The 13,585-nt window shown below is 73.0% G+C and carries 12 protein-coding genes, 2 pseudogenes and 1 riboswitch; of the genes and pseudogenes, 7 read left to right on the top strand and 7 right to left on the bottom strand.

Going from position 1 to position 13,585, the window contains the following annotated elements; translation table 11 throughout:
- Positions 1-60: 60 nt before the first annotated feature.
- Positions 61-1,437, bottom strand: coding sequence for a glycosyltransferase family 2 protein (locus tag ACWZEH_RS20360; protein ID WP_456192578.1), 1,377 nt, complete (start codon positions 1,435-1,437; stop codon positions 61-63).
- Positions 1,438-1,559: 122 nt separating this feature from the next.
- On the bottom strand, positions 1,560-2,651 hold the full coding sequence (locus ACWZEH_RS20365) for a GNAT family N-acetyltransferase (protein ID WP_456192579.1): 1,092 nt from the start codon (positions 2,649-2,651) through the stop codon (positions 1,560-1,562).
- Positions 2,652-2,825: 174 nt separating this feature from the next.
- Between ACWZEH_RS20365 and ACWZEH_RS20370 the strand changes: the two genes are divergently transcribed.
- Positions 2,826-3,695, top strand: a complete 870-nt coding sequence (locus ACWZEH_RS20370) for an HAD family hydrolase (RefSeq protein ID WP_456192580.1) — start codon at positions 2,826-2,828, stop codon at positions 3,693-3,695.
- A 90-nt stretch (positions 3,696-3,785) separates the two neighbouring features.
- On the opposite strand, the gene ACWZEH_RS20375 is transcribed toward ACWZEH_RS20370, so the two are convergent.
- Positions 3,786-4,280 carry a transglycosylase SLT domain-containing protein gene (locus ACWZEH_RS20375; protein WP_456192581.1) on the bottom strand — a complete coding sequence of 165 codons (495 nt, stop codon included), beginning with the start codon at positions 4,278-4,280 and terminating at the stop codon, positions 3,786-3,788.
- Between the two features lie 3 nt (positions 4,281-4,283).
- A riboswitch (cyclic di-AMP (ydaO/yuaA leader) is annotated at positions 4,284-4,448 on the bottom strand.
- Positions 4,449-5,119: 671 nt separating this feature from the next.
- Here ACWZEH_RS20375 and ACWZEH_RS20380 point away from each other — a divergent pair.
- From ACWZEH_RS20380 to ACWZEH_RS20400, 5 genes and pseudogenes are all read left to right on the top strand, one after another.
- Positions 5,120-6,130 carry a polyprenyl synthetase family protein gene (locus tag ACWZEH_RS20380; RefSeq protein ID WP_456192582.1) on the top strand — a complete coding sequence of 337 codons (1,011 nt, stop codon included), beginning with the start codon at positions 5,120-5,122 and terminating at the stop codon, positions 6,128-6,130.
- 255 nt (positions 6,131-6,385) lie between these two features.
- On the top strand, positions 6,386-7,639 hold the full coding sequence (locus tag ACWZEH_RS20385) for a LolA family protein (protein WP_456192583.1): 1,254 nt from the start codon (positions 6,386-6,388) through the stop codon (positions 7,637-7,639).
- Between the two features lie 84 nt (positions 7,640-7,723).
- Positions 7,724-8,019: pseudogene (locus ACWZEH_RS20390) on the top strand (ATP-binding cassette domain-containing protein); the annotation flags it as partial.
- Between the two features lie 4 nt (positions 8,020-8,023).
- A pseudogene (locus ACWZEH_RS20395) lies at positions 8,024-8,137 on the top strand (ABC transporter permease); the annotation flags it as partial.
- Between the two features lie 50 nt (positions 8,138-8,187).
- Positions 8,188-8,778 carry a hypothetical protein gene (locus tag ACWZEH_RS20400; protein ID WP_456192584.1) on the top strand — a complete coding sequence of 197 codons (591 nt, stop codon included), beginning with the start codon at positions 8,188-8,190 and terminating at the stop codon, positions 8,776-8,778.
- A gap of 19 nt (positions 8,779-8,797) precedes the next feature.
- On the opposite strand, the gene ACWZEH_RS20405 is transcribed toward ACWZEH_RS20400, so the two are convergent.
- The 3 genes from ACWZEH_RS20405 to ACWZEH_RS20415 all read right to left on the bottom strand — a co-directional run bounded on the left by ACWZEH_RS20405 (position 8,798) and on the right by ACWZEH_RS20415 (position 11,258).
- Positions 8,798-9,382 (bottom strand): flavodoxin family protein, encoded by a 585-nt coding sequence (locus ACWZEH_RS20405; protein ID WP_456199726.1) that lies wholly within the window; start codon positions 9,380-9,382, stop codon positions 8,798-8,800.
- 110 nt (positions 9,383-9,492) lie between these two features.
- Positions 9,493-10,716: an amidase family protein gene (locus tag ACWZEH_RS20410; RefSeq protein ID WP_456192585.1), complete on the bottom strand. Its 1,224-nt coding sequence runs from the start codon at positions 10,714-10,716 to the stop codon at positions 9,493-9,495.
- Between the two features lie 35 nt (positions 10,717-10,751).
- Entirely contained in the window at positions 10,752-11,258 is a 507-nt protein-coding gene (locus ACWZEH_RS20415; RefSeq protein ID WP_456192586.1) for a DUF6668 family protein, read from the bottom strand.
- A 132-nt stretch (positions 11,259-11,390) separates the two neighbouring features.
- Between ACWZEH_RS20415 and ACWZEH_RS20420 the strand changes: the two genes are divergently transcribed.
- Positions 11,391-12,860 carry a tetratricopeptide repeat protein gene (locus ACWZEH_RS20420; RefSeq protein ID WP_456192587.1) on the top strand — a complete coding sequence of 490 codons (1,470 nt, stop codon included), beginning with the start codon at positions 11,391-11,393 and terminating at the stop codon, positions 12,858-12,860.
- A gap of 31 nt (positions 12,861-12,891) precedes the next feature.
- On the opposite strand, the gene ACWZEH_RS20425 is transcribed toward ACWZEH_RS20420, so the two are convergent.
- Positions 12,892-13,335 (bottom strand): VOC family protein, encoded by a 444-nt coding sequence (locus ACWZEH_RS20425; protein ID WP_456199728.1) that lies wholly within the window; start codon positions 13,333-13,335, stop codon positions 12,892-12,894.
- Positions 13,336-13,585 lie beyond the last annotated feature (250 nt).

Here is a 13,585-nt window from a genome sequence, read left to right on the forward strand (position 1 = left end):
CGGCGTGATAGAGGAACACCGGTATGGCCACAGGCTCCGGTTCCCGCGAGGACGACGCGGTCATCGCGCACCCCCGGCCGCCCGGCCGCCGGAGGCCTTCCCCGTCGTGCCGCCCGTCGCCCGCCGGGCCCGCAGATAGCCGACCGGACCGTACAGCATCCCCATGCGCTGCAGCCGTGAGAGGCGGCGTGGCCAGGGATGCGTACGGGTGCCGTGATCGCCCGGAGCAGCCGGTCCGGCACCGGCGTTGCCGGTGTCCCGTACGGCGGTGAGACCGCGGGCGTGGGACAGGCCGCGGGGCAGCCGGGCGAGGAACGCCGGCAGCAGCGCGGGCCGGTTGACCAGGATCGCCGTGAGATAGGCGGTGAGGCCGGCGCCGTAGCCGAACGCCTGGGTCTCCAGATCGGCCCACGTCTCCCGGTGGTGGTGCCACACCAGCGCCCGGGGCGTGTAGCGCAGCCTGTGCCCCTGGGCGAGGACCCGGACGAACCCGTACAGGTCGTCGCCGCCCCGGGCGGGCGTCCCGGCGCCGGTGGCCGGGTCGAAACCACCGACCGCGCGCAGCGCTTCCGCACGGAACGCCATGTTCGCCCCTGAGCCGAACCGGCCCGCGGTGAAGGGGAACAGCGGTTCGTCGCGGGGCGGGTCCCGCGGGTCGTACGTCATCGGCGTGAACCCCTTCGCGAAGCCGCCGTGGCTCTCCAGCAGGACCTGGGCCGGGGTGCGCAGCCGGGCGGGCAGGATCAGGCCGGTGGCACAGCCGAGTTCCGGGTCGGCGGCGAAGGGGGCGGTCAGCTCGGTGAGCCAGCGGGCGTCGGCGACGACGTCGTCGTCGGTGAACGCGATCACCTCGCCCAGGGCGTGGGCGAGCCCGGTGTTGTGCGCGGTGGCGAGTCCGGGGACCGGCTCGCGCACGTACCGCACGCGCTCCCCGTACTTCCGCTGCACCAGGTCACGCGTCTCGTCCGTCACGGGCGCGTTGTCGACGACGACGATCTCGAAGCGCGGATGGTCCTGCGCGAGGAGCGAGTCGAGGGCGCGGGCGAGCTGTCCGGCCCGCTCCCGGGTGGCCACGGCGACCGAGGCGAACGGTGTCGGTGGCGGCCCGGCCGCCTCCACGGCCACCCCCACCGTGTCGTTTCCCTGCTCCTGCTCCTGTCCCTGCTCCTGCTCCCGCCCGTGCGCCTGCCGTGCGAGCGCCGCCAGGACCGTCGTCGGATCGGCCCCCTCCGGGACCCTTCCCAGCAGCGTGCCCACCGGCAGCCCGTCCCTCCTGACCAGCAGGAACACCTCGCCGTGCGTCACCGGCGGGCTGCCCGGACCGGGTCTCAGGACGGCTTTCCCCTCCTCGCCGATCAGGTCCAGTTCGGCGACCTGAACCGCGCCGATGTCCAGGAACCGCCGTATCTCCCTCTGCGTACGTGCCGTGCGGGACATGAGTCCTCCCCTCCTCACGAACGGTTGTCACAAGCGGCCGTGACCGTCCCGAGCGGTTCTCGTTCTCACGACCGGAACCCCCTGACGGACCGACGGTCTGGTGGACCGACGAACCGACGGACTCAGGGCCGGCGCAGCCGCGCCACCCCCTTCAAGGTGCGCGACGCCAGCGAGGCGAGACGCGGGCGGGCGACGACGAAGCCGTGCGCACGGCGCGCGGGTTCGCGACGCAGCAGATGAAGCGCGGCGCCCAGGCCCGGACGCGTCGCCTCGCCTTCGTAGACGGCACGTTCGCCCGTCTTCAGCGAGTCCTTGTACTCGGCCGGGCCGCGCCCCATGTCGAGCAGGCCGATGCCCTCGCCGGCCGCCGCCCCGGCCATCCGCAGATGCAGCACGAGCCCCGGCGAGAACTTCGCGAACTCCGGGTCGTAGGCCGGGAACCAGCAGGCCAGCACCGAGGCCGAGCGCAGGCCGAAGTGGGCGGCGACGGGGCGGCCCCCGGCGTACAGGACGGACAGCGTGCCCGCGCACTCCGGAGCCCGGGTTTCGGCCAGACGGCCCACGAGCCGGGCGATCCACTCCTGCGCGAACCGGTCGCGGCGCCCGGTCCTGCGGTACTGCGCCGACTTCCACACGATGAGGGCGCGCAGCGCGGCCGGGTCGCGTTCGTCGAACACGAACCGCACGGATCCGGCCTGGCGGCCGAGCCTGCGCTCCTTGGCCAGGGTGGTCTTCAGGAACTTCGGCGACTGGGTGCGCAGGACGGACTCGTAGGTCTCGTAGCCCTTCTCCACGTCGATGACGAAGGTGGCGTGCTCCCGGGCCGCCTGCGGGACGAAGAGGGCCTGGTCCGCCTCCAGGTTGTCGAAGACGAAGCTCGACACCGAGCAGGCACGCAGCAGTTCACCGGTCTCCAGCGCGAGACCCGGCCGCAGGACGGCGCCCTGGCAGTCCGAGACCCCGAGCCCGATCGCCCGGCCCTGCCCCCACGCGCCCCGCTCGTACGGCAGGAAGCCGGCCGGCTCGGCGGACGCCCCCTCGTACAGCACCGCGACCCGGGCCTGCGGCCGCACCCCGGACACGGCGGCGGCGAACTCCGGTTCCATGAAAGGGCTGCGCGGTGCCTTTGAGGCGGCGCGCAGCTCACGCCATCGCTCCCGCTCCCCCTCGCCGAGCTCGTCGAGCCTCAGCACACGTGTGCGTCCGCTGCTCACCTGACCCCCCGATCAAGTCCCCCCTGGACACTTGGAAGGTACCGCCCAGGACCACGAGAACGGTAGGTAGCGGAGCATGTTGCCGCCAAGTGGTGCAGAGGCCGCGATCGGTGCGCGGGGCGGGTGCCCGGGGCGTGGTGAGTCGGGGGCGCGCGGTGTCCGTATTCTCTGATCATGGCCGCACCCACCGATTGCTCGCTCATCGCCACCGACCTGGACGGGACGCTGCTGCGCGGCGACGACACCCTCTCCGACCGCTCCCTCGCCGCGCTGGCGATGGTGGCGCGGGCCGGTGTCCGGCACCTCGTGGTGACGGGGCGCCCGGCGCCCGGAGTGCGGCCGCTCCTGGACGACCTGGGGTCCACGGGGCTCGCGGTGTGCGCACAGGGCGCGCAGGTGTACGACGCCGGCACGGACCGGCTGCTGTGGTCGGTCACCCTGGACCGGGAACTGGCGGAGACCGCGCTCGGCAAGATCGAGGCCGAGGTCGGGGAGCTGTACGCCGCGGTCGACCAGAACGGGGTGGACGGGCTCACCCTGATCGAGTCGGGCTATCTGATGCCGCACCCGACGCTGCCCGCCGTGCGGGTCGAACGGCGGGACGATCTGTGGGCCCGGCCGATCAGCAAGGTGCTGCTGCGCCATCCCGACCTGACCGACGACGAGCTGGCGGCGACGGCCCGTGCGGCGGTCGGCTCGCTGGCCACGGTCACGATGTCGGGTCCGGGCACCGTGGAACTCCAGCCGTGCGGTGTCACCAAGGCGACGGGTCTCGCGCTGGCCGCCGAGCACCTGGGGCTGGATCCGGAGCGGGCCGTCGCCTTCGGTGACATGCCCAACGACATCCCGATGTTCGACTGGGCGGCCCACGGAGTCGCCATGGCCAACGCGCACCCCGAGCTCAAGGCGGTGGCCGACGAGGTCACCACGTCGAACGAGGACGACGGCGTGGCCGTCGTCCTCGAGCGGTTGTTCGGCGGAGCGGAGCCGCGCGTGCCCCAACACGTGCTGCCCCGCCCCAGGTCCGGGAGCGTGTCCCGGTAGGCCTCGGTGTCCGCCGGTGTGGCCGGTGCCGCCGCGTTCCGGTGTTCCGGCGTTCCGATGGGCCCGGACGTATCGGATGTCTCAGGTGTCTCAGTAGGCGCCGAAGACGTTGTCGATGGAGCCGTAGCGGTCCGCCGCGTAGTTGCAGGCCGCCGTGATGTTCGCGACCGGGTCGAACGGGTCGAAGGCCGTGCCGGGCACGTGGTACGCCTGGAAGGTCGGGTCGATGACCTGGAGCAGGCCCTTCGACGGGGTGCCGGCCATGGCGTTGGAGTCCCACAGGTTGATGGCCTGCGGGTTGCCGGACGACTCGCGCAGGATGTTGCGGTGGATGGAGTCGTAGCTGCCGGGGATGCCGTGCTGCGCCATGACGGACAGGGACTCGCGGATCCAGCCGTCGAGGTTGTCCGGGTACGCGGTCACGGTGCCGGCGGTGGCAGGGGTGGACGTCGCGGCAGCGGCGGGCGCGGCTGAGGCGGTGGTGGCACCGAACAGCGGGAGGGCGACCGCCGCGACACCGGCGACGGCGAAGGAGCGGACGAGGCGGGAGCGGCCGAAGCGGCGGGGCGGACCGGATGCGGTCATGTCTGTGTTCCTCTCCTACGCCTGCGAGGTGAGCTGTCGGGTTCGGGCGGGAGAGTGCCCGGCCGTGCCCGTGCGGGCATGGCTTCACCCCGAGCCGTTCCGGCTGCGAACCGGTCCGGCGGCTTGCCTGGGTCCCCCGCTCCTGCCGTGCGTGAGTGAGTTCGTCGATGGGTGGCGCGGGCGGCGGCAGGATTCGGCGTCCGCCCGACAAGCCGGGAACGTATGCGAGTGCACTTGTCGGAAACAAGTGCGACCATCACGGATCGCACCGCTTGATCTTGTTGCGGGGGTTTTGGGGTACTTGATCCTTTGCGGGCGCCAAGGGTCAACTCGCGTTCGTGGCAAGGGGAAGCGCCGGTCGGCGCGAGGGGCGGACGTGCCGGGACGCGCGTGACTCACTTCACTGGCCGCACCGCGTGGACGCATTTGCCACCAAGGGGAATCCGCTTGGCAATTACGGCAAATCGGACTCCGGGGTGGGCGGGGCGACCCGCGTGCGGGACCGTACGTCGGGCCGTACGCCGGGCCGCGTGTCGTGCCGGGTGTCGGGTCGCATGCCGGGCCGGGTGCGGGGTTGCGCCTCGAGAGTGGGTCGCTGCATCCGAAAGGTGGCGAATATCCTTTGTTACCAACTGGTCAGAAACGATCCGATGGTGATCCGATACCGGAGGGCGCCGTGAGCCTCGGTCCGCGCGTGTGCGGGTGAGGCCGGGGAATGTGGGTGCTGACGGTGATCGAAACATGACCGGATACGCTGACTCGAGTGATGTCAGCGACCTATCGACAAACTGTGCAAGACGTCTAAGCGCCAGTGGACACCAGCAGACAGGAGACCCCTCGTGACCGTCGTCGGGCCGTTCGGGCTGAGCGTGCGGGACCAGGCTCTGGAGGCCGATGTCCAGGCCGGAATGAGGGCTGTCGAGGAAGGGCTGCTCGAGGCCACGAAGAGTGAGGTCCCCTTCATCACCGAGGCCGCCCAGCACCTGGTGCGGGCCGGTGGCAAGCGGTTCCGGCCGCTGCTCGTGACGCTCGCCGCCCAGTTCGGCGACCCCTACGCGCCCGGTGTCGTACCGTCCGCCGTGGTCGTGGAGCTGACCCACCTGGCCACGCTGTACCACGACGACGTGATGGACGACGCCACCGTACGGCGCGGGGTGCCCAGCGCCAACACCCGCTGGGGCAACTCCGTCGCGGTCCTCACCGGTGACTTCCTCTTCGCTCGCGCGTCGCACATCCTGGCCGACCTCGGCCCGGAGGCCGTACGGGTACAGGCCGAGGCGTTCGAGCGGCTGGTCACCGGTCAGATCCTGGAGACCGCGGGACCGCAGGAGGGCCGCGACCCGGTCGACCACTACCTGGACGTCCTCGGTGGCAAGACCGGCTCGCTGGTCGCCGTCGCCTGCCGGTTCGGCGCCATGATGTCCGGCGCGGACGACACGGTCGTGGACGTGCTGACCCAGTACGGCGAACGGCTCGGGGTCGCCTTCCAGCTCGCCGACGACGTACTGGACATCGCCTCCGACTCCCACGAGTCCGGCAAGACCCCGGGCACCGACCTGCGCGAGGGCATCCCGACGCTGCCCGTGCTGCGGCTGCGCGAGCGGGCGGCCCGGCTGGGGCGGGCCGAGGACGTCGCCCTGTGCGAGCTGCTCGACTCCGACCTCGGCGACGACGCCCGGCACGCCGAGGCGCTGCGGCTGCTGCGTGCCCACCCCGCGCTGGAGCAGGCCCGCCAGGACACCGTGCGCTACGCGGAGGAGGCGCGCTCGGCGCTGGCCCCGCTGCCGGAGTGCGAGTCGAAGACGGCCCTGGTCGAGCTGTGCGACGCGGTGGTGCACCGGGCCGGCTGACCCGCCGCCGTCCCGTCCGCCACCCCGGCCCCCGACCCCTACTGGTCGGGGGCCGAAACGACGCCCGGTGTCATACCGCAGCAGTACACGGAGTTGAGTCCGGGGTCTGACGCATCCGCCCACCGGGTTTGGTCAGATGGAACACGACGGACATCACCACTTCTCACCGATTCGGGTGAGAATGGCGGCTCAGGGTGTGACTGGTGCGAGCGACACGAGACGCAGGCCGCCGCCGACCACGGAGGTAGGGCACACATGGCACCGTACGAATCCGACGACACGACGACCGCTCGGCAGGCCGGCGAGGCCGACGAGCGGGGCGCGGGCCGGCGCAGGGCCGCGCGGTACGTCGTCCCGGTCACGGTGATGGGAGTGGCGGCCGCGACCATCGGGCTCGTCCCCGCGATCGCCGACTCCGGCGACCCGGACCTGCCGAAGATCACCGCCGCACAGCTCATCGAGAAGATCGCCCAGTCGGACGTCGAGCAGCTGTCCGGCACCGTGAAGATCACCACCGACCTCGGGCTGCCGGACCTCGGCGGCCTGGAGAGCGGCCTGACCTCCGGCGCCATGGGGCAGGGCGGGGACGGCGGTTCCTCCGCCGACCCGACGGCCAAGCTCACCGAGCTGGCGTCCGGCACGCACACCCTGCGCATCGCGGCCGACGGCCCCGACCGGCAGAAGGTGTCGCTGCTCGGGGACGCGTCCGAGTACAGCCTGATCCACAACGGCGAGGACGTCTGGGGCTACGACAGCGAGTCCAACGAGGTCTTCCACGGCACCACCGACGAGTCCGCCGGGGGCGAGGGCCGGGAGCACCGGCCCCCGGCAACGCCGAAGGACTTCGCCGAGGAAGTGCTGAAGTCGGTCGACGACACCACGTCCGTCACCGTCGACGGCACCGCGCAGGTGGCCGGCCGGGACGCGTACAAGCTGGTCGTCAAGCCCAGGCAGTCCGGCTCCACGGTCGGCGCCATCAGCATTGCGGTGGACCACAGGACCGGTACGCCGCTGAAGTTCACGCTGACCCCGGCGAGCGGCGGTGCCGCCGTCGTGGACGTCGGCTTCACCAAGGTCGGCTTCGACCGGCCGGCCGCGTCGACCTTCGACTTCACCCCGCCCAAGGGCGCCAAGGTGACCGAGGAGGGCGAGCTGCACGGCGGTGAGAAGGGCGGTGACGAGAAGGCAAGGGAGCACGGGAAGCCGGAGGGCGCGAAGCCCGAGGAGGACCTGGCCAAGGGCCTCGACGGACTGAAGGTGCTCGGCGAGGGCTGGAACTCCGTCGCCGCCTTCGACACCGGCGCCGGGGGCGGTCTGCCGACCGGCTCCGCAGGCGGGGACCTCGACGGTTTCCTCGGCTCGCTCGGCGACCAGGTGAAGGGCGAGTTCGGCACGGGCACCGTGTTCAGCACCCGCCTGGTCAACGCCCTGTTCACCGAGGACGGCAAGGTCTACGTGGGCGCCGTCACCAAGGACGCCCTGGTGAAGGCGGCCGACGAGGCGAAGTAACCCGGGCAGCGGCACGACGGGGAACGGGGGAGCCGACGGGCGAGGCATCCGTCACACGGGGTACGGGGTACGGGTGACGGCGTCATCGTCACCCGTACCCTCACCGGGCGCCACCGCGGTGGACAGTTCGCCGTCGACGGCCTCGATCCGACCGTCCCGGCGGGCGGCGTCTTCGGCTTCCTCGGTCCCAACGGCTCCGGTTCCTCGGTCCCAACGGTTCCGGCAAGACCACCACCATCCGCACGCTGATGGGCCCGACCGAGCCCACCTCGGGCACGGCGCACGTCCTCGGACGGCCCATGTCGCACTCCACGCGCGCCGTGCTCCCGCGGGTCGGGACCCTCGTCGAAGGGCCCTTCCCGTACGGCCTCCTCCCCGGCAGCGCGCGAGCCCGTCCACTGGGACGACCCGGTGAAGAACCTCGGTCTCCAGTCCTTGTACGCGCTGGTGTCCGGCTCGGCGGCCCGGGCGAGGTTCACGACGAAGGGCGTCACCGCGTGGGAAAACGCGGTGGCGCGGTCGGGATCCGGCGTGCGACGGTTCGGCCCGTGGGCAACTCGAAAGCGTATCCCGTCCTTTGGACCAGCGACGCGGCTGAGGCGTACCGGCAGGCCAAGCGGCTGTGCGCACTGCTGGAACACATCGACGACCGGATCCGGCTCTTCGCCGAGATGCGGACGCCCCGGGAGGTGCGGCGCATGGCCGAGCTCGTTCCCGGGGTGCCCTTCGACTACGAGGAGACCCGCAAGGACCCGACGACGGGTCACTACCTCCTCTTCGACCTCGACGTGGCGACGCTGGACGACGCCGAACTCCGGACGCACCTGCCGTTGTCCTTCCGTGAGGACGTCGAAGGCGGGGAGGTCGAGGAGCGGTTCCTGGCCGCTCTGGGCGAGGGCACGGCGGCCGTCGAATGGAACGGCCGGTGGCCGGACGACCCGGAGGCGGACTCGTACGGGCACTGGAACCACGACGGGGTCCAGGTCGTGTTCCACGGCGATGAGGCCCAGTACGGCGGCTGGACCGAGGAGCACACCGTCTTCGTCCACGTGACCAAGCACGGTGACCTTTCCCGCGCCCAAAAGCTCGCCGCGCACATCGGCGGCGACGTCCTGGGAGAGGTGCAGCCCGGCTGGTGAGACCGCTGCCGCGGCCGGGTCAGCCGGCCTCGTACGGGAAGCGGGCGAGGGGCGCGTCCTGTGCGAAGAACGTCTTGGCGCGGGTCAGCGCCTCGTCGTCCTTCAGTACGTCACCCGGCTTGCTGCCGTTGCCGAGCAGCACCCCGCCGAAGCGCATGCCCAGGTAGGCGGCGGAGTGGTGGAGCGTACCGATCAGCGGATCGGCGACCACCGGCTCGTCGTCCGAGAGCGCCGTGACGCCCCAGAGCGTGCGCCCCGCCATCGTCGCCTTGAAGTCCAGGCCGGGGGTGCGCAGCCAGCCCGACCAGTGGTCCAGGTAGCGCTTGGTCTGCGCGGACACCGAGTACCAGTACAGCGGCGAGATGATCACCACGTCCGTCGCCGCGACGGTGGCGTCGAGCAGCAGGGCGACATCGCCCTCCGTGGGGCGGACGTGGTCGCTGTCGTGGCGGAGGTCCTCGAATTCGGGCAGCGGACGGTCGGTGAGGTCGACCCAGCGCTGCTCCGTACCCGCGGGCAGCTGTTCGGCGGCCCGGCGGGCCAGCAGCGCGGAGTTGCCGTCGCGTCGGGCGCTCCCCAGGACGAAGAGGAAACGGCGTGTCATGGTCATCCCCTGGATGGTCGGCGTGCGTCAATTACAGGCATGTGCATCATATGCATGCGCAAGTAAATGTCCAAGGGGATTCGGACGGCGGCCCTCGGCTCCTCAGCCGCTCAGCTCCTCAGCCGCCCAGCTCCTTCGCTGCTCGGCTTCTCCGCGGCCCCTGCCACAGCGAGCAGCAGTGCCTCCCGTCCGGGCGGTGCCACCAGTTGGAGTCCTGCCGGGCAGCTGTCGGTGCCGAATCCGGCGGGCAGGCTCAGCGCAGGGTGCCCGCTCAGGTTGAACGCCCAGGTGAGCGCGGTGGAGTAGACGTCCCCCGGCCCTTCGTGGCCGTGCGGCGCGGTGGGCGCGGTGGGTGTCAGCAGCAGCTCGGCGCCGGTGAAGAGGCGGGCCAGGCGCCGGTCGTTCTCCGCCCGGACGCGGTGGGCTTCGGCGAGGCCGGAGGGGGCCGTGCCGGGGTTGCGCAGAGCGAGCCAGGCCGGGGCGGGGTCCATGAGCACCGGCGGTGCCGACGGCCGTACGAGCCGTACGACTCCGGCGTCCACGAGCCGGCCGACCGCCGCCCGTGCCAGCGCGAGGGGCTCCGGATCGGGACCGGCGAAGCCGAGGCCGGGGGACCAGACGGCGGTGCACGGGAGGGGCGGCCGCGCGTCGACGCCGGTGGGCGTCGGTGACACCGCCCGCCACCAGGCCGCCGCGTCGGCCGCCGTACGGGCGAGGACTCCGGGCGCCGCGAGCCCCGTGCGGTCGGGTGAGGGGAGCAGGCCGTTGGTGACCTTGAGGCCGACGACTGAGCACCAAGCCGCCGGGATGCGTACCGACCCCGCGCCGTCGCTGCCCGTCGCCAGCGGCACCAGGCCCGCCGCCACCGCGACCGCGGCCCCGGCCGAGGAACCGCCCGGCGTACGGTCGGCCCGCCACGGGTTGAGGGTCCGTCCGCGGGCCCCGAGGCCCCAGGTCTGCCAGGAGGTGCCGGGCCCGGGTACCGCGGTGGCACCCACCGCGACACCACCGGCTGCGAGCAGCGGGCCCACCGCCCGCAGCCCGTGCCGCCCCTTCTTGACGGCGACGGGCACCCCGGCCAGCGGCAGCCACGCGCGAGCCCCGGGGCCCCCACCCACGCTCAAGCCGGACGGACGCGGTGGACGCGGTGGATGCTGAGGGCCCGCCTCGACCAGGGCGTCCACCTCACCGGCCCGCCGCAGTGCCTCCTCGGCCCACACCTCGGTGAACGCGCACAGCACCGGATCGGCCCGTTCGATCCGCTCCAGCGACTCCGCGACCACATCGACGGCCCGCACCGCCCCCGCGCGTACCGCGGAGGCGATCTCCGCCACCGAAGCCGAAGCCGAAGTGGCGTCCTGGCCGCCGCTCAGCGCGCCGATCCCGTCAGGCGGGCCAGTGGTTCGGCCTCACGCGGCAGCCGGCCGCTCAGGTCGCCCAAGCGCCACGCGGGCACCCATGGCACGCGGTAGACGTCGGTCACCGCCTCGAGGTGCCGGATCCGCCGGGCGAGGGAGCGCGGCAGGCGACCCGGCGCGTCCGCCACCAGGACGACGGCATCGAGAGCGAGCCCGTACGGGACCTCCCCGCGCCGGAACATCTCCACGGCCGGGACGACGGTCTCCAGACCGGACGCGTGCGTCCGGGCGACGAGCAGCACCGACTGCGGCTCGGCCGGTCCGGGCCAGGCGCGGCCGCTGTCGTGGCCACCGTGCACCGCGGCGAGGGTGGAGGCCCCGGCGCCGCCATGAAGACCGACCCAGGAGAAGCGCCGGGTCACCGCCCGGGTGTGGGCGAACTCCGGCGGGTCCGGTTCCGGCACTCCCACCGGTCCTCGGATCCAGATCTCCGGTCCCTGTCGCATGCCTGTACGCATGCCCGTTCTCCTGCCTCGCCACCCCGGTCCTCATGCCGGCCGTTGGGACGAGCCTGTGACAACGCGGTGACGTGAGAAACGGGGCTCAGCGGACAGACTCGTCGGCAGGTCAACAACCCGAATGAGGGGACGATGGCGCGACTCAGCCGCGAGAAGAAGCGGGAACAGCAGCAGGCCGCACACGCGGCGCACCTTGCGGCAGTGCCGATCGACGTCCGTATACCCGTCGCCGCGGGGGGCGGCGCGGGCACGCGGAGCGCGTCCGTCGACGGGGCACTGGTGGTCGCCGGCCCCGGTGAGGAGGTTCAGCACGCCGTGCTGAACCGGCTCCACCGCATCGCCCTCGCCTCGGGGTGTGCCGTCCTGGCCACCGTCCACGACGAGCGCATCGGCTACGTGGTCCCCCTCCAGGTCGACCCGGACGGCGCCAGCCGCTTCACGGGGGCCCCGGCGCCGATGAAACCGGAGCCGGGGCCGGAGTCCGCGTCGGGGTCCGGGCCGGAGCCGGGGCCGGTCCACGCGCCGGGCCGGGACGTGGCCCAGGAGGGATCAGCGGCCGCGCCGCATGCCGGCGCCCCCTTCTCCGCGGCCCCGGGCCCGGTCGCCGTTCCGCCCTCGCGTCCCGGGCACGACCGGCCCACCCACATCCTGCGTCCGGTACCGGTACCGGTACCGGACGCGCCCCCGGCACGGGCATCAGCCCCGGACCGGGACCCGGCACCCGACCCCGTACGGGACTCCGCCCCCACCTTCCGGCTGCGGCCGGTGCCCGGGGCGGCGGCGGGAGCGACACCCCCGGGAACGGTCGCGCCGCCGACCGGTGAGTTCGGTCCGCCCCCGCCCATGGACGCGCGGCCGCACCCCGCTCCCGAAGCGGACAGCCCTCCCGGGACCCCGGCGGCATACCCGAGGCCCCCGGCATACCCGCTCCCTCCGGCCGACCGGATACCGAGCCCCCTGCCTTCACCGGCCGGCCCGGCGTCGCGGACCGGCCGTTCCCGGATGCCCGAACCGCTTCCGGAAGACGTGTGCGGCAGCGGCAGCGGCACCGGCAGCGACCCCGATCCCAAACCGACCCCGCCCCGCGGCTTCGACGCCGTGGCGGAGGCGATGCTCGGGGACGAGCCGCCGGCCGTGCCGGGCGAGACCCATCTGGCCGAGCCCATGGGCCTGATCAACGACGCGGTCCGGGCGGGCCGGATCGACACCGCGGCGCGACTGGCCCGGGAGACGGTGGCCGAGGCCTCGCGGACACTGGGGCCCGAGCACCCCGAGGTACTCCGGCTGCGCGAGCTGACCGCGTACGTCGCCTACCTCGGCGACGAGCCGCTGCACGCCTTCCGGCTCTCCCTCGACCTCGCCGGTATCCACCGTCGGGCGGGCGACGCGGAGGCCGCCTACGGCAACGTCCGCAGCGCGGCCACCGCCTGGCGAGCGGTGCGCGACCCGCTGCGCGGGCTGGAACTGGGGCGCGACCTGATCGAGCGGTGGACCGAACTCGCCGGCGAGGGCGGTCCGGCCGCCGACGAGGTCGAGGAGCTGGATTCCGCCCGCGCCCGCATGGCCCGCCTGACCGCCCGAGCCCGCGCCCAGCACGGGTGAACGAGCGGGGCGCGTCCGGGCGGCGAAGGCCTCAGTGCACGCAGTACTCGTTGCCTTCCGGATCCGTCATCACCGTCCAGGAACCGGACGGCTCCTCCACGCGACGCAGCACCCCCGCCCCAAGCCGCTCCAGCCGTGCCACCTCCGCCTCGCGGCGCCCCTCGCCGGGGTGCAGGTCGAGGTGGAGCCGGTTCTTGGCCGTCTTCGGCTCCGGCACCCGCTGGAACAGCAGCCGCCGCCCCAGCCCGGTGCCGCTCTCCCTCTGGTGAGGGTCGTCGGGGTGCCGTACCGCGGCCAGGTCACGCCAGGCGGCGCGGCCGTGCTGCTCGGTGGTCAGCTCGGCCGGTACGGCGCCCAGACCGAGCAGCTTCTCGACGAGTGCGCTGTGGTCCTCGACCGTGTACCCGAGGGCGGCGGCCCAGAAGTCGGCCTGTGCGTGCGGGTCGGCCGTGTCGATGACGAGCTTCCAGTGCACGGGAGTCACAGGAGCGACGGGAGTGGCGGGAGTGGCGGGAGTGGCGGGAGTGGCGGGATCGGTGGGGCCCTCGGGAGCGGGTGGTGCCGGTGGCTGCGTCATGGAGCCATTCAAGCGCTCCGAGCCGTCCTAAGGGTCCTTGCACTGTGCCCGCCCGGGTCGCGCGGCCCGGCACCGGACCACGCCGCGTTGCCGAAAATCCCTGGTAGCCCCGCTACGAGGGCTCTGTGGCGCCTTGCGATGCTCCCCC

Source organism: Streptomyces yamdrokensis, from assembly GCF_053890455.1.